The following is a 20,379-nucleotide window of genomic DNA, read 5'->3' as shown; positions in this document are numbered from 1 at the left end:
TTTATTGGTCCTCCTCCTTGTTGAAGCTGAAGATGAATGATAATCTCAAAGTATCCCCTAGCGGGTGATTTTGTTCTTGAGGAATTAAGTAGGAGAAATCCAATCCAAATACCTGATAGCGGAATCCAAGTCCTGCGGTGAAATACTTTCGGTCGCCCTTATCTACATGCTCCGAAAAGTATCCAACTCTGGCAAAGAACAATTCTTGATATTGATATTCCGCTCCAAAAGAAAGGCTAAATTCTTTTAATTCTTCGTTGAATCCACCTGGAGCGTCTGAAAAGCTACCGAAGGTACCACTGATCAGTGGTCGGTTAGGGTCTTCACCTTCAAGAATTCTTAAACTTCCATCCGGATTTCTCTCAAATTCCCCGTCATCGTTTGTGACATAGGTTGGTGGGGTAGGGACCATTAATTTGTTCACATCAAATGCGAAAGTGATGGAGTTGTAAGGATCGAGCTTTCCAGTCCATGCTGCACCCAGTCTCAGGTTGGCCGGAATGAAGTCTTCATTGCTTTCACTGGTATAAGTGATCTTCTGTCCGATATTGGAAATGTGTGCACCTAAAGAAAGGTCTGATTCAATGCCAGGGAGAGAAAGTGGCTGCGTATAATACAACCCAACATCTACGGCCAGGCTGGTTCCGGGACGTACGTCCGGTGCATTGGTGATATTGCCTGATAGGTTGGACCAGATGAATCTACCGGTCGCACCCAGACTCAGGTTTTCGCTTAATTTTCTTGCGTAAGTCACGTCAATGGCAGCCTCTCGCGGGTTTTCAATGCCCAGTGGATCTCCGTTCAGGTCTGTCAGTTGGATCTCACCCAGGTCGAAATACCTCAGTGAGGCGCCGAAAGTCTGATCCCTGTTGATCTTTTTGTAGAAAGTCAGGTAGTTCAGGGACATGTCGTCCACGATGTTGCCTAACCACGGGGAATACGAAAAGGAAAATCCCATATCGTAATCGATAAACGCCAGTTTGGCATTATTCCAGTGGACGCTGTAGGCGTCAGGAGAGGTGGCGACACCTGCATCTCCCATGGCTGCACCGCGGCTGTCGGGTGCAAAACTGATGAATGGTACGGCCACCGTAATCGGGTTGGATTGGCCGCCAAGTTCATTGATACGTACTTGCGGTCCCTGGGCCAAAGCAAAGCCCGGGATGAGTGTTAGTACCATGATCTTAAAAAAGCTCCTCATAGCTAGTCTTTTTTCAGGTTAGCAAAAGTAATCTAATTCACAATAAGTCGTTTCACCTGTTGGCCAACCGCGCCATCTAAAGTACTTCTCACCGTTATTTTGTAGAGATATAATCCTTGTTCTAACGAAGCAGTAGTTACATCCCAGTTTAGAAAATCAATTCTAGTCGGACTATCATCTATTTCATGGTAAAGGGTTGCCTTTAGCGCTCCATCTACCCCATAGATGTTAATGGTAATTTCAAGTTCTTCTCCGGGTCGGTTGTGTTCAAAGTTAAACGTCGTTGTTCCAGATGCGGGATTAGGAAAATTAAACACATTTTCCATGCCGATCTGGCGAACGTCTGAAACTATAAATTCAACTGTTTGTGTGGCGGAATTATTGTAAGTGTCCCAAAGTTTTATTGTCGCGGTGTACCTTCCTGCAACCAGGTCATTGAGCGGATAGGTGACAAAGCCATTTTGGAAGTCATCTACATTGGCTGAATAAAAATCATTGATCACGATTGGCTCCTCGTCATTCAGTGTAAGTGTAATGTTCTGATTGATCGAGTTTTCCGAAATATTTAATCCATTTTCATCAAATACACGTGCAATCAAGAGGCCACTGGACTCAACAACAGCGCCGTTGACAAACTGTTCATTATTGAGATAGAGATCGATTTCCGGGGGATTGTTATCTGTTCGGGTTATGAGAGCCGTTCCTCCAAGTCTGATCTGATCCGTCGCGCCGCTGGCATCCGTTCCATTTGCTTCATCCAGTGCGTATAAGCTGATCTTTCCTTCTAAGAATCGGTAGGAAATATTTCTGGTAAGTATAAAGGAAGTCTCAAAACGACCACCGGAGACAGAGGCTTTTCCACGGAACAGGGCATTTTCCTGTACGTCATAAGAAGTTGCGAAGCTTTCCTGACCCAATGTACGTGCAGTAGAAGCAGCATCGAGTAGCACAATGTCAACTACTCCATTGAAATCCGCATTTAGTGTGGAATCCAGGTGGCGGATGCTGCCACTTAGGGTGATTTCTTCGAGGGCGCTCAATGTATCCGTCTCAGTTGTGATACTTTTTTCATTGATCTCGTCGATGGTGGCAATGAAGTCCGGATATTGTAACATCATCATCGGGTCACCCAAAAGCGCAAAGTTTCGATTGCGGGGGCCCCTCAGACTTTCATTTTTGGTACGAAGAATGATGTCTCCTAAACGAAGGTATTGACCGTTTTCTCGTCTAAAGATATTGTTATGAAAGGCGATATTGACTTGCCGGTTACTCGAAGCAAATACCGGACGTGTAGTAGTCAATAAGGCGATCGCGCCTCCATTTGGATCAAGCAGCAGGCGCTCACTCCCCGAAAAGAAATCCGGATCATCATAACGTCCAAACTGGCAGGTTGCTGTTACGAAGATGGGCAACCGGAAACGATTCGTAAGGTTACTTACGATTGTTGTATCCAGGGTATTTTCATCCATCCATTGGAATTCATTGCCATGACCGATGTAGTTGATCAGGAAAGTGCCCTCATCGATGGCCTGGTTGATCTGCTCCCTAAGAATTGGCGAGGTTTCCTGCGAGGCACCTAATTCTTGTTCAAAGGCATCCAGGTAAATTTTTTGGGGCAGAATTTGCGTTGCTTCTTCATCCAAAATTCTTGAAAGTGTTTCCCCATCGTTCAAGTGCTGGTTACGGTCACCATCATCGGCTACGTAGGTTACGGTATTTTTCCAGTTGCCAAGTACTCTTTCACTAGTGCTGTAACGAATGATCTTGTTGATCATGTCCGTGGCTTCGGCAGTCGTTTTGGCTGGAATTCGACCTACGCCGATATCAAGCGTGTGATCGCCGAATGAAGTTTCAAGCCATTCTCCCTCGTCTTCTTCCATAAATCCGAAATAGTCATCTGAAGAATAACTCAGCACAGGGTGTACTGAATCTCGAGACTCATAAGTGGGCACCAAATTGGTGTTGTTGCTCAGTTTATTCTTGTAATCGTAAGAGCAGTCGCCGAATAGCAGCGCATAGCCCAGATTAGGCGAGTTTTGATAGAAATAGCGGATCATGTCCCGAACCGCTGTGATGTCGTTGCTGCCAGACCCGAACTCATTGTAGATCTCGTGGATGTTGAATACTTCTACCTGCAGGTTTTGAGTTGTGCGGTGAAATTCCGCCAACTGCTGTGCCTGTGACCAGAACCTGGGGTGAGCAATGATCAGCCCTTCCTGAGGTCCCGCACCTTTGATGTTTTGATTGGCAACTTGTTCGATGTAATCGGGGACAGGCATGTCCTCCGGCTGGAACACGACAAATTGCTGATCTGCCGTTCCCACATAATCGAAATTTACGGTAGTTCCCGACTGATCTAACGCCACTAACCTCGGTTGATGTGGGTCGGTGATGTCCCAAACCTGGCTGTTTTCGTCGGTATTGTTAATCTCAAACTGAATCCCGTCCGTCGTTTGTCCATTTGAAAAATGGGTCATTCCATTGTAAATGGCCAATTCCCTTTCGGCCTGGATGACAAAGTAATTGAGCCGGGCAATCGAGGAAATACCGCTGACAAAATTGAAAACGACATTTAAGGTAAGTTCATCGGCGGCGGGAACATCAATAGCAAAAGTGTCGACGTGATTGACTCCCCGATCTTCATATTGATCTTCGAAGACGGATTTGATTGAATCGAGTTCCTGATCACCGAGGCTGGCGTCATTCATGGCCAATGAAAAAGAGTTATCCGTTTCCGATTGGCTCAATGAAGCGAACAGTAATTTTCCTTTTCCAGTGAAGTTGGGGACTTGAAAGTTGTAATCCCGATCCGTATTGACGTTTCTTTGATAGACTTCTCCGTACCATTCGCGGCCGCTGCCTCCACGGCTGAGACCACTTTTCAGGATGTTCCGTTCATCAATTTCGTGTGCAAGTAGATGTTGATAAACACTTCTGATGGGGAAGTCCCCTGAAATGTCTATGCGTGGTTCCATGCTTTCAGCTGGATCTCCACCGTAGGTGATGAAATAAAAAGATGAGTCCGAGTAGACGTTGTTTTCGTAGTGGATGAGATTATTTCGTATTTCAAGCTGATGTGGCCCTATGCCATAAAACAACAAGTAATCTCCCGCATCAAAAGAACCATCAGTCAATCCTTCGGCGTAGGTTGGGTTTTGTAATAAATCCGTAGGTCTGTCTACATCGTTGGCCTGTGGAAGCATTCTACCGCCATTACCGTAGACTTTCAATGTTCGTGCATCCAGATTTTGCACATCGAGTCCGAGAGTGCCCGTCAAAAAATCACGATCAATTTTGTAGACACCATCTTCAGCAATGGCGATCTTATGCCATTGTCCATCTGCCAATACGGAATTATCGAATTGGGCGTGGGATTGCACACCAACCAAATAAAATAACAACAGAAAGGTAGACCGGATCATCCCCCACATAACGTTCAGCACTTTAGAATATTGGAATCCTCATGGATCAACTATTTTCTACCCTGAAAAAGTTCGAAAATACGGAAAGCAATATATACCCTGGAATGACCAATACTAAGCCTCTGACCCCAAAAACGAGTAATAAGGTAATTGAGAAGACAATCAGTACATATCGGAACAGGTTGTCCTTCAAGCTGTAGTTCTTAAACTTCAGTGCGATCATTTCAATAGGAGCCACCATGATCAGTGAGCTGGCTACGGCCAACAGGATCCATGCCCATTCGGGCAAGGACGGATTCATGAGCGGCAAAGAAGTAATAAAAATTGCATTGGCAGGAGTAGGCAACCCAATGAACTTATCAGCTTGTTGATCATCCGTATTGAAAATCGCCAGTCGCATGGCGGAAAATGGAGCAATCAATAAAGCCGCGTACGGTGCGATTTCGAAATATTGATTTTGTAGATAAATGAATAGAAAAAGCGCTGGAAATGCTGAAAACGAGATCATGTCCGCCAGGGAATCCAATTCTTTGCCTATTGGAGACTGCACTTTGAGTAATCGCGCTGCAAATCCATCAAAAAAATCGAAGATCCCAGCAATGATCACGAAAATCAGTGCATCATTTACGTTTTCCTGAAAAACCCAAATGATACCCAATACTCCGGTGAGCAAGTTGAGGCTGGTGATCAAATTGGGGATATGACGTTTCAAGATGATTATAGATTTTTCACGAATGGGTTGTGCGTCTTTTCATACCCGATATTAGTAGTCGGGCCGTGACCACTGTGGACAGTCGTGTCATCAGGCAAGGTAAAAACTTCTCTTCTGATGCTTTCCAGCAATTGCTGATGATTACCACCCGGGAGGTCTGTTCGACCAATACTATCGCGGAACAAGACATCTCCTCCGATCAATGCTTTAGCTTCGGCATTGTAAAAAACCAAATGTCCGGGAGAATGTCCGGGAGCCAGCCGTACTTCAAATTTCAATTTTCCCACCTCGATCGGATCAGTCCCAATGTATTTGTCCACATCCGCCTGTACATAATTTGTAAATCCATAGCTGGCGGAATAGCTGGGGACTGCTTCAAAAATGTCTTTTTCTCCTTTCGGAATCCAAAGGGGTACCTGGTATTCATTTTTCGCAAAATAATTCCCGGTCACATGGTCGATATGACAATGGGTATTAAGTATCAGTTTGACTTGCAGTTCATTCTCCTTGATGTATTGCTTCAATTGCATTTCCTCATAGGGTTCGTAACAACCGGGATCCACAATGATCGCCTGATTATCTTCGTCGCTTATGATGTATGTATTTTCGTAAAATGGAGAGAAAACTAAGGCCTTGATGGTCATTTGAAATAAGATAGCTAGAGAAAACTCAATTTAGCGATACAAATTTGCTGGAAAATCCACAAACAGATTGAAAGAGGTTGATTTTTTAATTGTAGGACAGGGAATTGCCGGAAGCTTGCTGGCTTATGAACTGATCCATAGAGGTCAGCAGGTCATGGTATTTGACCAGGATCGAGCGGATAGGTCTTCCTCCTATGCTGCAGCGGGGCTCTACAATCCTATCACCGGTCGCAAAATGGTGAAAACCTGGATGGCTGATGAGCTTTTTCCATTGATTGCTCCCTACTATGATCAACTGGAACGAGCATTGAAAGCCTCCTTTCATCAGTCTTTACCGATTTACCGACCCTTTATTTCCATCGAAGAACAAAATGACTGGCAAGGCAAGGCAGGGACGGAAATGTATGCTCCCTATGTTCATAAGATCCACACCGAATCGATCGGTTACCCTGCGGTAGTTGACCCATTTGGTGGCTTGTCCTTGAACTACACGGGTGTAGTAGACCTGCCTAAGGCGCTAAAAGCGATAAAAGACTACCTACAGAATAAGGGAATGTACAAGGTTGAAGTGTTTCAGTATCAGAACGTAAAATCAGGAAAAGACCAGGTACACTACGGTGATTGGAGGGCACGAGCGGTCATTTTCTGTGAAGGAACGGGCGTTGCTGATAATCCTTTCTTTAAAGGTCTGAAAATGAGACCTGTGAAAGGCGAACTAATCGACATCAAAACCGAATTTCGTCCGAACCAAATCGTCAACCGGGGAGTTTTCATGATACCACGTGAAGGTGTGATCCGGGTAGGGTCTACCTACAACAACCAAGACTTAAGCTGGCAACCTACTACAAGCGGAATCAGTATGATTGAAGACAAGCTTGGAAAGTTGTACGAAGGAGCTTATGAAGTAGTCAGAGCTTTTGCCGGGGTTAGACCGGCGACTTTTGACCGAAGGCCTTTCCTTGGATTGATGAAAAATCAACCCAGTGTAGGTATCTTTAATGGATTAGGTACAAAAGGAGTTTCTCTGGCGCCATATTTTGCTCCAATGATGGCAAATTTTTTGCTAGGGGAACGAGAAATCCTCCCTACTGTAGATGTGAATAGAGGTCTGATTTGACCAGATGTATTTGTTTAGTTAAAGAAATCATTGAAAGAATGATAAAGGTTCGTTTGCTTCTTGCCCTGTTTTTGACCAGTGGAGTATTGCTGACTCAGGCTCAGCAAGACTATTTCAACGAATTTGGTCAGAACAGGATCCAGTATAAGAAATTTGACTGGCTCTACTACAGCACTACCAACTTCGATATTTATTATTATTCAGGAGGAGGAGATTATGCGAAACAGGCAGTAGACTTTCTGGATGAAGAATTCAACCGGCTGACCGATATCCTCGGCTATGCACCTTATGCGAAGACAAAAATCTTTCTTTACAACTCCATTCACGATTTACAGCAAAGCAACAAAGGCATTGACGGTGCCAATTTTACCATTGGCGGTCAAACGGATTTCATCAAACTTCAAATGGAAGTTGCTCATCCGGGTTCAGCTGAGAAATTTCGGGAAGAGCTTGTCTATCGATTGTCCAGAATACTGATCGAAGACATGATGTTTGGAGGAAGTCTTGCGGAGATTCTCCAAAGTTCCTATTTGCTTTCATTGCCACGATGGTTCATCGATGGAGCGGCAAAATACCTTGCCTATGGCTGGAGCTCAGAAATGGATGATTACATACGTGATTATATCGGTCGTAAAAAGATCAAAAAGCTGATCAAAATTGATGGCGAAGAGGCTGGGGTGATAGGACAAAGTATTTGGAATTATATCGCCTTGACCCACGGAAGGAGCAATATTTCCAATATCCTGAACTTAACCAGGATCATTCGTAACGAAGAAAACAGCATAGCCAGTACTATTGGTGTTCCGTACCGATCCTTTATCAATAACTGGCAGAATTACTATTTGGTGTCGGAAGAAGAAATCCTGAAGGACTACAAAGATCCGGATGATGAAGATGAGATCGTCAGTAGGAAGAATTCCGATTTTGAGCACAACAATGTCCGGATCAACCCGGCGGGACAGAAGGTGGCGTATAGTATCAATGACCTGGGAAAATACGATGTGTACGTAAAAGACCTGGAAACGGAAAAAACCGTCAAAGTGCTGAAAGGAGGCATCATTGTGCCGGGGCAGAAAGTAGATGGTGATCTGCCGTTGCTTGACTGGATTGACGATGACCAACTAGGGGTGGTCTATTATAAAAGAGGATTCCTTTACCTGGCGACCATTGATGTGGCTAAGGCAGAGGTGATCAGGAATAAGCCGTTGACGCGATTTAAACAGATCAAATCCTTTTCTTTCAATGACAATGGTCGACTGGCTGTGATCAGTGGTGATGTAGATGGGAGAAACGACCTGTTCCTCGTGAGTATGCGACGAAGTGCTGTGCGGAGAATTACCTCCGATATATACGATGACGAAAGTCCGTCATTTATTCCTGGCACCGCAGCCATCGTATTTAGTTCTAATCGCCCGGCAGATTCTCTGAACATTGCCGATGTTCCGCTGGAGGACATGGATAGTCGCTACAACTTGTTCATCTATGATTTGGATACAACGAAAAATGAATTCTATCGATTGACAAATACCATAGGAAATGATGTCAAACCACATGCAAAAAACGAGTCAGAGATCTTTTATCTGAGCGATCAGCGTGGGATCTCTAACTTATACAAGTATAGTTTTTATGATTCGATTCATTCCCAGGTTACCAACTTCAGTAAGAACATCTTGGACTATGATCTGCATTTCGATGAAGATGGGATTACGTTCCTTATGCTGGATGAAGGAATTGAAAAGGTGTATTATACGAACAAAGTAGATTTTCACGGGAACCAATTCACGGGTCAGACCCCCAGGCAGCGTTTTGAACAAGCAAAATTTGTGGCAAATCGATATGTCGAAAATCAGTTGCTCAATCCGGATGGTGTAGCAGATGTCGTTGCAGATACCGCAAGTGTAGACGAGGATTCTGCTTTGCTGGATACGGACGATTACCTTTTTGAAGAGGAAGAGCAGCCAGAGGATGACAGCTTTGTAGATACAGAAAACTATGTTTTCGAAGGGGAGGATGAAACTCAGAAGGAGAATTACCGACCGGAATCGTTCTTCTCCACCTATCGGAAATTTCAGCAGAATTCTGAAGTATTAGGACCGATCCCATACTTTCCGCGATTTAGTTTCAGCAATTTGGTGACTTCATTTACCATTGATCCACTTCGAGGATTCGGGATTTTACTGGAAACTCAGATCAGTGATATGCTGGAAAATCACAAAGTACATGCAGGAGCCCTGGCGATCACAGATTTGCGTAGTGGTGACTTCTTCATTGAATATGAATACCTGAAGCGATGGGTGGATTTTAGTGTGCGGTTTGACAAACGATTGCTGGTATTGAAGGATGACAATGAAACCCAGTTGGTGCAGCGATATTCATTCAGTAAGTTAGAGTTTGGTGCTGCGCTACCTATTTCCAATTGGTTCCGTTTCGATATCAATCCTTTTTTCGCAACCACGAATTTTACAAACCTTCAGTTTCAAGCAGTTAATACAGTTAATAATGTGATGGGACTGGCAGAGGACAATCGTGTTACTTATGCCGGAATCAAAGGAAGTGCCGTATTTGATAATACCATTGAAAAAGGCTTTAACATCCCACAAGGTACCCGTGCGAAATTTGACATCATACAGTATTCAAGTATTTCGGATCAGAACAGGAGTTTTGGGAATCTTCGTGCGGATATCAGACATTATCAGCGTGTTCATCGCGAAATCACCTTTGCTACCCGGGTTTTCTATGGGCAGTTCTTCGGCAAGAACAAGCCAACCTACCTGGTTGGAGGTGTTCCCAATTGGCTGTTGAACAATACCAATACAGATGGAACGGATAATCCTTTCAACCGAATCAATAATCAGGTAGATAATACCAATTTCCTGTTCATGGAATATGTGACCAATATCAGGGGATTTGATTATGCGGAATTATATGGGAGCTCATCACTGGTTTTCAATGCGGAACTCAGGATCCCGGTCTTTCAATATTTGTCCAGAGGACCGATCACTTCGAATTTCCTGAGAAACTTCCAACTGGTAGGCTTCTATGATATTGGATCTGCCTGGACCGGACCTATTCCGTTGACACGTGAAAATAGTGCGACAGAAGTGCTCTATCGTACCGATGGTTCTCCTTTCTCTGGTAGCATTGCGAACTTCCGAAATCCCTGGTTGGCCGGGGTAGGGGCAGGGCTGCGCACGGTGCTTATGGGTTACTACGCCAAATTCGATATTGCACGCCCAATCCGAGATTTTGAGCTCGGTAATTATAGATTTTATGTAAGTGTGGGGTTGGATTTCTAACTTTGCCCTATGATAAAATCGATGACGGGGTATGGCTCCGCCGAGGCAATTACCGAAAAGTATTCCCTCAAAGTTGAACTGAAGTCCCTAAATAGCAAGTACCTCGACCTTATTTTGAAGCTCCCGCGTGAGTTTAGCGATAGGGAAATGGACATTAAATCCATCATTTCGAAGCAGCTGATCCGAGGCAAAGTCAATTTTACCATCGATTTTCAGCCCAATCAATTTGGAGAATCTCCGGTAGAGATCAACCAGGAATTGTTTCAGTTGTATTATGATCAGTTCGCTGACTTGGCAAAAAGCAACCTGACCAATCGTGATGAGCTGTTCAAATTGGCGGTGCATGCACCGAACGTGATGGTTTCCAAAGAGGACTTCAGCGACCTGATCAGTTATGACGAGATGGTGACAGTGGTTCGTGCAGCGCTGGATAAGTGTGATCAATTCCGAATGGATGAAGGAAAGCAACTAGAAAAGGCCCTTCGGAAAAACATTGAAGAAATCAGTAAGGGGTTAGCCGTAGTGGCTGAATTGGACCCGACGCGGGTAAGTAATATCCGATCCAGACTAGACCAGGCCATCAGTGACCTGCGTGAGAAAACACAAGTTGATGAAAATCGATTTGAACAAGAGCTGATTTTTTATGTGGAGAAGCTGGATATCTCGGAGGAGAAAGTGCGTCTGAAAAGTCACCTGGAGTATTTTCTGGAAATCTTGGACGGTTCGGATTCCAATGGGAAGAAATTGGGTTTCATTGCTCAGGAAATTGGTCGTGAGATCAATACCATTGGTTCCAAGGCCAATGACGCAGACATTCAGCGTACCGTGGTGAAGATGAAAGATGAGTTGGAGCAGATCAAAGAACAGGTGCTCAACGTGATGTGATCGCACCTCGTGATGAGAGTTTTTGCCCACATCGTTGCCTGGTTACCCTTTCCCTTATTATATCTGGTATCCGATGTACTTGCCTCGTTAGCGAGTTTGTTTTACAGACGTAAGATGGTGACAGCTAATCTTACTGCCTGCTTCCCTGAAAAGTCAGCAATGGAGATTCGCACCATTCGCGCTAAGTTTTATCGCAACCTGACCGATGTTTCGCTAGAGGCATTCAAAACCCTGCGTATGGACCGATCGGAATTTAAAGAGCGAGTGAAGTTGATTCGCAATGAGGCCTATGAAGAAATCGAACGGAACCAATCTCCATTTTTGTTGTACGCATCACATCAATGCAACTGGGAATGGCTGGGTACGGCTATTGGGATTCAATTAGCTCCTTTGGACCCCATTTACAAGGAAATCCGCAATTCAGGTAGCAACCGGTTGATGGCCGAGATCCGCAGTAAATTCGGCAATCGCCCAATACCCGCTGCTCAGGCGGGACGTGTTTATCGGTACCAAAAAGAATTTCGTGGAGGAGGGATCATTGCTGATCAGTCTCCTACCAGAAAAAACAAGGGCAAAGTCTGGGCAAATTTTCTCGGAAGAGAAACTCCGTTTTATCAGGGTATATTTGTATTGCCCTATCTTACTCAGCTTCCGGTGTATTACGTGTCTGTTGTTCGAGTCGCTCGTGGTAAATATGAGGTGGAACTGCATAAAATGGCCGATCCTCCCTATCAGAAAGGCGAACATCAGGTGCTTGATCAGTATATTCGATTTTCAGAAAGCGCTGTGCGAGCCAGGCCCTCGGATTGGCTTTGGTCACACAACCGATGGAAATATCGACGATCAAAAAATGAGGAATTAATTAACTTTCAATAAAAACCCGGATGAAGTCAACCGCCTTTTACATCGTTTTTAGCATTTTTTTCCTAGCCGCCTGTCAAAATGAAGTTCGGAAAGAAATGCGCCCCCTGGTCAATTCCATCAACAAGAAAGTAGGACACATCGATGCGAATCATCGGATTGAGATCATGGAAGATGATATTGTTTCCGGAGATTCTTTATTAAAGATCCGGGGCTATTCCATGGACGGTCAAATGCTGAAATTGGTCTCTGTTTTGACCACCCCACATCTTGTTCGTGATGATTATTTCTATTTTGAAAATGATCATGTGATCTTTTCAGGACACCTGGTAAACAATAAGGATGACCTCCTCGCTGCTGAATACAAATACTATTATCAAGGAGATGAGATCGTTGAGTCATTGTATTGGGAAGACCACTACGAAAAAGGCAAGCGGTTTCCTCACGAGAGTTTTCAGGAGTTTGAGCCCGAAATGGATTCATTACTTGCCAGTGAGCGTGAACGAATTTTATACCTGATGGAGAAATTGACCATGGAAGGGTTTGTGATCAAGCACCTCAACGAACATTTGATGAACTAATGACAATAGAAGAAGCGCAACAGCTGGTAGACCAGTGGATAAATACCACGGGTGTGCGTTATTTCAATGAGTTGACCAATATGACCATCCTCACTGAGGAGGTAGGGGAGCTAGCCCGGTTGATGGCACGAACTTATGGAGAGCAGTCATTCAAAGCATCAGATAAGGATCGGGATCTGGGAGATGAAATGGCAGACGTACTTTGGGTCTTGATCTGCCTGGCAAATCAAACAGGAGTCAATCTCACCGAAGCACTGGTAAAGAACTTCGAAAAGAAAAATATCCGTGATCAGGATCGTCACAAGGATAATCCTAAGTTGAAATAGTGATGGATAAGGTTTAATCTCGCGGTATGAACCTCACCACTCCGGCATTATTATTTCCAGCAATATCTCTGTTGCTGCTGGCCTTTACCAATCGGTTTCTGGCCATTGCGACGCTGATCCGACAGCTTCACGCCAACTACAATGAGAATAAAGAAAATCGCGTATTGGCCACTCAAATCGAGAATTTGAGAAAGCGGCTGTTCCTTATTCGCAATATGCAGGCTTTTGGGGTGCTCAGTTTCTTTTTCTGTGTGTTGAGTATGATTTTCCTGTTTCAGGAAATGCAAGTTGCTGGTAAGTGGGTATTCGGAGCGTCATTATTACTGCTGTTGATTTCATTGGGTATCTCTCTCAGAGAAGTTCAGCTTTCCACCAATGCGTTAGAGGTAGAGTTGAGCGATATGGAGTTTAAGGGGTAGGGCTTAGTAATCCGATTACTAAATAAGATAATTAGTTTTTACTAATTCAATTTTTGATTATTGAACTAGTGACATGAAACAACGAGTAATACCATATCGTATAATCGAAAAACAACTACGAAACTTCAATTTTTAACATAAACAATTTCAACATGAAAAAGCTAAATGTAAAGCAACTTCAAAGTGTGAAGGGTGGGCCATTAATTAAGACCTCTTCTTCACATACACATACAGGAGGTAATTAGAGCGAGATAGTGTAACTCTTTTCTGGTCCCTCGTTACGGTCCTCGATTGTATCGAAGGACCTTAAAGATTTAAGTTTGCAATTTGTTGAGCATTCCTGCAATTTGGATCAATCTTCAATCCAGCCCTTCTCCATACTTAGACGGATCAGTTCACCGGTAGTTTTCACGTGCAGTTTGTGCATGATGTTTCGACGGTGAGTTCTTACCGTTTGCTGACTGATGAAAAGCTTTTCTCCCACCTGTTTGCTATTCAAGCCTTCCGCAAGACACTTCACGATTTCCAATTCTCGGGTTGATAGCTCTTGTGCAGTGGTATCATTGGATCTTTTGCCTCGGAAATAGTCGAATACCTGTTCACTGACCTTCTCGTGAAAATAATTTTTGCGTTGGTTTACCGTTTCGATCGCATCAACTACCTCCTTTTTGGAGGCGGCCTTCAAAATGTATCCCTGCGCACCTTTTTCCAGCGCTTTACGGATATACTTCAGGCTTTGGTGCATGGTAAGCATGAGCACGGGTAAGTCGAACCCTTCCTTTTTCATGAGCTCAAGCGTGGCAATGCCATCAATTTGCGGCATGTCTATGTCCATAAGGACGACATCCACTTCTAGTTCATTGAGGAGCTTGGGTACTTCGTATCCATTCGTGGTTTGTCCCACTACGGTGATCTCATCCTTGGGGTTGAACATGGACTTGAGTCCTTCTGCGAAAAGTTGGTGGTCGTCTACGATTAGAATGTTGATCATTGTGTGAGGGGATTTTCAGTCATGGCGTCATCCAGAGGGAAGTCGATGTTGATCGTTGTTCCTTTGCCGGCCTGGCTATCAATTTCCATTTCTCCATGGAGGCTACTTACCATGCCATCCAGTGAGTGTAAGCCCATGCCATCTGCCTTGACTTTGGCGTTTTCTGTGTCAAAGCCCTGACCATTGTCGGCAACCATGATGTTCAATAATTGTTCGTCTTCGAAACAGGTTAAAAGTAACGTCATCTCCGTGGCCTGCGCATGCTTCAATACATTGCTGACCAGCTCCTGGACAACCCGGTAGAGGACAATTTCCTGCTCAAAAGGAATGAAGCAATCGGTCACAGCCGCATTGAACTCGATTTTGAGTTTGCCGGATTGAGACAAGTGATCTACCAGCTCCTGAAGGGCAGAGACTAATCCAAAATCTTCCGATACACCCATGTTCAGGGCATGAGACATGTCTCTTACGTCATTGTAGACCTGATCTACTAACTGATGAAGTGTATTGATGCGTTGATCTTCCTGCTCAAAGCCATTGAGGTTCATCTTGACAGTCGCCAACAGGCTTCCAAGGTGATTGTGGAGTTCTCCTGCCAGGTGTTTACGTTCTTTTTCCCGCCCTTCAATCATGGATTGTAGCGTCTTCTTCTCTTGACCTTGTAACAAGTTTTGCACGTCTTTTTCATGCTGATCCCGTTCCGCTTTCGAGGCCAGTTTATTGGTGATCAGTCGCTGACGACTCAACAAGTAGAGCAGGATGAAAACCAGAAGAAATACCAGTGCAACGATGATGTAGATGTTTTGCAATTGCTTGTCTTTCTCCAGTACCTCAATTTCTTTTTCACGGATACTTACCTCGAATTCCGTCCGCTGATCGGCCATTGCTTTAGTGTTTTCTTCATTTTGGATACTATCGCGATAAGCCAGGTATTCTTGATGTAAGCGATATGCTTCCTCAAAGTTTCTTCTTTCGGCTGAGAGTTTTGATAAGACCAATGAGGCATCACGGGCCTGTTCCTTGAGTCCTAGTGCTTCAGCCATTTCCAAGGATTTTTGGGTATGGATTATGCTTTTTTCGGTTTGTCCTGTTTCCAGATAGAGATTTCCTAATTGATTATGGAAGTCTGCCATGCCGTATTGATCTCCTAAAGGAACTAACATATCAATGGCAAGGAGTAAATCTTGTTCTGCCTCTTCGAATGCCCCAGTTTTCCAGTAGACCAGGGCGCGATTTCCTAGGTTATAGGCTTTGCCGATTGTTAAATTTACAGAGTCAAAAAGTGGACCGGCTTCATTGTAATATAATAAGGCACTATCAAATTTGTTTTGTTCAAAATAGATGAATCCAGTATTGAGAAGGTTGATTGCTAATTTTTGGAAGTTTCCAGTTTCTTTAAAGATTTTGATCGCTTTATTGGAATATATGAGTGCATTTTTTTGATCGCTATTTTTGGTGTAGGTGGTAGCTATTTCGACGTATGATTCAGCCAATAAGATATTTTCAGTATTAGCAAATGCAACCTCAGAGCTCTTGAATAAATATTCTAAGGATTTTTCTAATTCTCCAGTTAAGCGGTAAGAAACTCCGATATTTAGTAATGCATTAATGTAGAAGTCTTGTCTATCATCTGCGTTAAGCAATTCTAGAACTTTCTCCGAATAGATTATCTTTTCCTCCGGATCAGAAGAATAAAGGGCTATTTCTTCAAGAAATTTGAGACGTTCAGATCTTTCTAGATTCGAGTTCTGGAGGAGCTGCTTCAAACTATCTATTAGTGGAACATTCTGGCCTAAACTGTTGAAGACTAAAAAGCTTAGTGTTATTGGGAGCAATATGATTTTTCTCAAATTCATTAAGGGTTTGAAGGTTGTTTGATTTGCAGTTGAGGATCAATGACAAAGTTATAACCCTCAGTGACTGTTTTTCCTGCGGGGATTAGTAGAATATCAAAAGTAATGTTGGAGGTGGTTTCTAATTTGTGTGTTGCTGTTAAATGCATGGTCACAGCATAATTGTGAAAATTACCATTGAAATAACTACTCTTCAGAGGCTTATTTGGGTTGTTATTTGATCTTTTAATTCTGAATGGTGCTTCATTGTTGTTGGAGTTGAAAAATATCCGATCTGCGGTTGTCAAGTTGATTGGCATCAGCGTGATGTTGACATCTTGTCCCTTAACAAGTTCGATCAGAAACTCTTTTATACTTGGGCCAGTCGCAGGACTTACGCCAGGTCCATATATAGTGATATAACCTAAAATATCATCTTCGGGAGGGTCCGGAAGACTTAATATGGGGATTAATTTTTCTGTATTGAATTGTAAGAAATAATTTTTTACGTTAGTCTGTGACATGATTTTAACTATTTGGTTGTTTAATAAACTTAATGGTTCAAACTAACCAAATATTTTTAATACCGATATACCGCAACTGCAGTAGTCTTTGAAATACCGCAGGTCTGATAAGGGTTAAAATGATTGGCTTGTGAACACCTTGGCTTCAAATTCGAATTTGATTTAATCTCTTGCAATTCAAACAAACTTTTGAAGACCTAGAAGACTACTTCAATTTAACTATGTGCTTGGGCTTTCATTGACATAAAGGTTAGAAGTCATCTTACCTTTATACTGGTTAAGGCCATAGGTAATGGTTGGCATGTAGAAAAAGAACTTAGGCACTTGGTAGGTGATGTACCCGACAACAGAATCTTGATCCAGGATACCTGTCCCATAATTTACGCCGGAATAGCCATTGGAAATAGGGGATGCAGCAACTGATGGCCTAAAATCTAACGCAAAATAGAAGGCTTCTCCACAATTTTCAACCCCGTCTGCAAGTTTTGCTTTGATGATAACGGTATCATCTGTTGCCGATTCAGCATTATAAGGTTCAACAGTAAGCGTAGAATCCTTATTTAGTGTCATATTTAATATCGTTGGCATTTTATTGGTGTTTAATTTTAAAATTCGTTCTCCTACAAACTTCAAAGAAATCTTTCTCTTTTTTGTACCGCAACTGCAGTAGTCTCCAAAATACCGCAGGGTTTTTCCGGTGCTGATACCGCATTTGTGGTATTTCATGATATACGCGCTTTAGGGTAAGGAAATCGTCTCCCCTTTTTTCAATTTTGGCTTGTGTGCGCGGGGTTAACCATCTCGACTCCACGGATGACGAGCACCGTCATGTACACACTAGCATCAGACAAATAAAAAACCCGAGGTACCTTGTACTTCGGGTTTTGCTTTTTTAATCTCACATTGAGCTTGTCGAAATGTGAGATTCTTGAAGTGTGAAGCCTTCTATGGTACTCTGAGGCCTAGAAGTGGACTTTCACCAACTTTTCTCCTTCCAATCGGATCACTGTATCATAAATGCTATCCTGCAGTGAAAAAGCAATGTCCTTTTTGATGCCAAATCCTGCGAGTCTTTGGGCATGTGCAGATTGCTCTGCTGCACCTAATAGATCATTTTGGTGTTGAAGGAACAGAGAGTGTGCCAGAAAAGTAGCATCGTCTTTCAACTCTTTTTGGCTAAGTCGGTCGATCAATGCGCCTGCGTATAAGGTGTCTTCCAGGTTGACCGTTCCTTTCCAGCCTGCGCAGTGAATGACCAGGTCTTTGTTCAATGTTTCCAGGTATTGAGTAGTTGCGGCTAGATTCAGGAAAGCGCCTACCAATATCTCATCAGCTGCTCGGGATTTGCTGAGTGCCAGCGTGCCGTTAGTGGTACTGACACCCACTTCCCGGTTAGTCACATGTTCCTGCAAATAATCAAAAGGGCTGTTGCCCAAATCGAATTCCGGAATTTTGATGCCGCCTCTTTCCCCAGCCATAAGCATGCCCTTTTTGCCTAGTGCCAGGCATTCGTCGACGGTGGCTACCGGATAAATGGCTTTGACATTGTTGGACAATCCGGCCACCATGCAAGAGGTGGCACGGAAAATATCAACAACTACCACGACCTTTCCTGACAGGTCAAACTGCTCAATAAGGGCGGGAGTTAGGCAGACTTCAATGTTCATTGCGTCACAAATGGAGGTCGGGACACCTCCGCTTTTACTAGCTTATTACGGATCTTAATGAATACTTCTGTGCCAGATTTGTGCATGCCAGAGTTGACATAACCCAGGCCAACACCAATATTAAGACTAGGCGACATGGTGCCTGAAGTCACTTCGCCAATGGTTTGTTCGTTTTCGTCACAAATCTCATAACCCTGACGCGGAATTCCCCGATCGATCATTTTGAAACCAACGAGCCTTTTAGAAACACCTGCTTCTTTTTGTGCTTGTAACGCTTCACTATTGATGAAGTCCTTGGTGAATTTGGTGATCCATCCGAGTCCTGCCTCCAGTGGGGAAGTTTCGTCGGTGATGTCATTACCATAGAGGCAATACCCCATTTCCATGCGTAGGGTGTCACGAGCACCAAGTCCGATGGGTTTGATGTCATAAGAGGCACCTGCCTCAAATACTGCTTTCCAAAGTGCTTCTGCTGAATCTTTGTCGACATATAGTTCAAAACCGCCTGCGCCGGTGTAGCCGGTTCCTGAAATGATCACATCCTGGATCCCTGCGATTTCTCCTTTGACAAAATGGTAGAATTTTATGTCCGCAAGAGAAACTTCAGTTAAAGACTGTAGTGCCTCAGCGGCTTTAGGGCCTTGTACCGCGAATAAACAGATGTCATCCGATACGTTTTCCATGGTCACCCCTGCCGTATTGTGGCTAGCTACCCAATTCCAATCCTTCTCGATGTTGGAGGCATTGACGACCATCATGTAATCTTCTTCTCCGAATCGGTAAACGATCAGGTCATCTACAATACCGCCTTTGTCATTGGGGAAACATGAGTATTGTGCCTGTCCGTCAACGATCTTACTGGCATCATTACTGGTCACTTTTTGGATCAGGTCCAAAGCGCCAGGCCCTTTGATCAGAAATTCGCCCATATGCGAAACATCAAATACACCCACACCATTACGAACGGTCAGGTGTTCCTCTTTGTCGGAGCTATATCGTACAGGCATTTCGTATCCTGCGAATGGAACGATTTTGCCGCCCAGGCTCACATGAAGGTCGTGCAAAGGAATTTTTTTGGTCATCATTATTGGGGTTTAACGATTAGGTAAATGAAGTATTGACTAAATGTTTACACGGAGACCGACCGGGCAATGGTCCGACCCAAAGCGTTCGTTGTAGATCTCTGCTGCTGTCACCGAGTCTTTTAAAGCTTCACTGGCCAGGAAATAATCGATTCTCCAGCCTACGTTTCTTTCACGTGCCCGGAATTTGTAGTTCCACCAGGAGTATTTTACTTCTTCAGGATAAAAATGTCGAAATGTATCGAAATAGCCTTCGGCCAGGATATTGTCCAGCCCATCGATCTCTCTTTGAGTATAACCTGCCGATTTGTTGAAGTTCGGCTTAGCCCTGGCAATGTCAATTTCCGTATGAGCCACATTAAGGTCACCACATACAATCACAGGCTTTTTGCTTTCAAGGGCCACCATGTGATCCTTGAAGGCGGCATCCCAGGTTTCCCGATAATCCAGGCGCTTCAGGCCTTCTCCTGAGTTGGGAGTATACACCGTGACCAGGTGAAATTTTTCATATTCTGCCGTGATTACCCTTCCTTCCTGATCGTGTTCCTCAATCCCCATGTCGTAGGTCACCGAAAGGGGCTCCTGTTTTGAGAGGATCGCTGTGCCAGAATATCCTTTTCTGGCTTTGGACGAATTAACGTAAATGTGGTAATCATCAAACAACTGTAGGGCAGTTTTTACATCTTCTGGTTGTCCTTTGGTTTCTTGAAGGCACAAGACATCAGGCACCATTTCCTGGACATCTTTTGGGAAGTCTTTTTTGATGATTGCCCGGATTCCATTTACGTTCCAGGATACTAGGTGTAAGCCACTCATTCG

General features: G+C 43.8%; 18 protein-coding genes. 7 read left to right on the top strand and 11 right to left on the bottom strand.

The window, feature by feature from the left end:
• Position 1: 1 nt before the first annotated feature.
• Genes porV through R8G66_26350 form a run of 4 tightly spaced genes read right to left on the bottom strand, consistent with a single transcriptional unit; the run spans position 2 to position 5,979 of the window.
• Positions 2–1,201: a type IX secretion system outer membrane channel protein PorV gene (porV, locus tag R8G66_26365; protein ID MDW3195927.1), complete on the bottom strand. Its 1,200-nt coding sequence runs from the start codon at positions 1,199–1,201 to the stop codon at positions 2–4.
• A 32-nt stretch (positions 1,202–1,233) separates the two neighbouring features.
• On the bottom strand, positions 1,234–4,644 hold the full coding sequence (gene porU / locus R8G66_26360) for a type IX secretion system sortase PorU (protein ID MDW3195926.1): 3,411 nt from the start codon (positions 4,642–4,644) through the stop codon (positions 1,234–1,236).
• Positions 4,645–4,669: 25 nt separating this feature from the next.
• A complete protein-coding gene (pssA, locus tag R8G66_26355; protein MDW3195925.1) occupies positions 4,670–5,335 on the bottom strand; it encodes a CDP-diacylglycerol--serine O-phosphatidyltransferase in 666 nt (221 codons plus the stop codon).
• A 5-nt stretch (positions 5,336–5,340) separates the two neighbouring features.
• A complete protein-coding gene (locus tag R8G66_26350; GenBank protein MDW3195924.1) occupies positions 5,341–5,979 on the bottom strand; it encodes an MBL fold metallo-hydrolase in 639 nt (212 codons plus the stop codon).
• A 67-nt stretch (positions 5,980–6,046) separates the two neighbouring features.
• Between R8G66_26350 and R8G66_26345 the strand changes: the two genes are divergently transcribed.
• The 7 genes from R8G66_26345 to R8G66_26315 are packed head-to-tail and all read left to right on the top strand — an operon-like array spanning position 6,047 to position 13,464.
• Positions 6,047–7,096 carry an FAD-dependent oxidoreductase gene (locus R8G66_26345; GenBank protein ID MDW3195923.1) on the top strand — a complete coding sequence of 350 codons (1,050 nt, stop codon included), beginning with the start codon at positions 6,047–6,049 and terminating at the stop codon, positions 7,094–7,096.
• Positions 7,097–7,134: 38 nt separating this feature from the next.
• Entirely contained in the window at positions 7,135–10,392 is a 3,258-nt protein-coding gene (locus tag R8G66_26340; protein MDW3195922.1) for a translocation protein TolB, read from the top strand.
• Between the two features lie 9 nt (positions 10,393–10,401).
• Complete coding sequence (locus R8G66_26335; GenBank protein MDW3195921.1) at positions 10,402–11,277, top strand: YicC/YloC family endoribonuclease; 876 nt, start codon at positions 10,402–10,404, stop codon at positions 11,275–11,277.
• Positions 11,278–11,289: 12 nt separating this feature from the next.
• A complete protein-coding gene (locus R8G66_26330) occupies positions 11,290–12,153 on the top strand; it encodes a lysophospholipid acyltransferase family protein (GenBank protein ID MDW3195920.1) in 864 nt (287 codons plus the stop codon).
• 8 nt (positions 12,154–12,161) lie between these two features.
• Positions 12,162–12,719 carry a hypothetical protein gene (locus tag R8G66_26325; protein MDW3195919.1) on the top strand — a complete coding sequence of 186 codons (558 nt, stop codon included), beginning with the start codon at positions 12,162–12,164 and terminating at the stop codon, positions 12,717–12,719.
• Entirely contained in the window at positions 12,719–13,045 is a 327-nt protein-coding gene (locus R8G66_26320) for a nucleotide pyrophosphohydrolase (protein ID MDW3195918.1), read from the top strand. Before R8G66_26325 ends, R8G66_26320 begins: the two co-directional genes overlap by 1 nt.
• Positions 13,046–13,071: 26 nt before the next feature.
• A complete protein-coding gene (locus R8G66_26315; protein MDW3195917.1) occupies positions 13,072–13,464 on the top strand; it encodes a DUF2721 domain-containing protein in 393 nt (130 codons plus the stop codon).
• Between the two features lie 352 nt (positions 13,465–13,816).
• On the opposite strand, the gene R8G66_26310 is transcribed toward R8G66_26315, so the two are convergent.
• From R8G66_26310 to R8G66_26280, 7 genes are all read right to left on the bottom strand, one after another.
• A complete protein-coding gene (locus R8G66_26310; GenBank protein MDW3195916.1) occupies positions 13,817–14,455 on the bottom strand; it encodes a response regulator transcription factor in 639 nt (212 codons plus the stop codon).
• Complete coding sequence (locus tag R8G66_26305; protein ID MDW3195915.1) at positions 14,452–16,221, bottom strand: tetratricopeptide repeat protein; 1,770 nt, start codon at positions 16,219–16,221, stop codon at positions 14,452–14,454. Before R8G66_26305 ends, R8G66_26310 begins: the two co-directional genes overlap by 4 nt.
• Before the next feature lie 89 nt (positions 16,222–16,310).
• Positions 16,311–16,811, bottom strand: coding sequence for a hypothetical protein (locus tag R8G66_26300; GenBank protein ID MDW3195914.1), 501 nt, complete (start codon positions 16,809–16,811; stop codon positions 16,311–16,313).
• Between the two features lie 219 nt (positions 16,812–17,030).
• Positions 17,031–17,537 (bottom strand): hypothetical protein, encoded by a 507-nt coding sequence (locus R8G66_26295; protein MDW3195913.1) that lies wholly within the window; start codon positions 17,535–17,537, stop codon positions 17,031–17,033.
• Positions 17,538–17,773: 236 nt separating this feature from the next.
• Positions 17,774–18,478 (bottom strand): 2-phosphosulfolactate phosphatase, encoded by a 705-nt coding sequence (locus R8G66_26290; GenBank protein MDW3195912.1) that lies wholly within the window; start codon positions 18,476–18,478, stop codon positions 17,774–17,776.
• A complete protein-coding gene (gene gcvT / locus R8G66_26285) occupies positions 18,475–19,560 on the bottom strand; it encodes a glycine cleavage system aminomethyltransferase GcvT (GenBank protein ID MDW3195911.1) in 1,086 nt (361 codons plus the stop codon). Before gcvT ends, R8G66_26290 begins: the two co-directional genes overlap by 4 nt.
• 39 nt (positions 19,561–19,599) lie before the next feature.
• Entirely contained in the window at positions 19,600–20,376 is a 777-nt protein-coding gene (locus tag R8G66_26280; protein ID MDW3195910.1) for an exodeoxyribonuclease III, read from the bottom strand.
• Between the last annotated feature and the right edge of the window lie 3 nt (positions 20,377–20,379).

The sequence above is a fragment of the Cytophagales bacterium genome (assembly GCA_033344775.1).
GTDB lineage: Bacteria > Bacteroidota > Bacteroidia > Cytophagales > Cyclobacteriaceae > JAWPMT01.
Note: the sequence above shows the minus strand (reverse complement) of the source record. Positions and strands in the feature narration are given on the sequence as shown.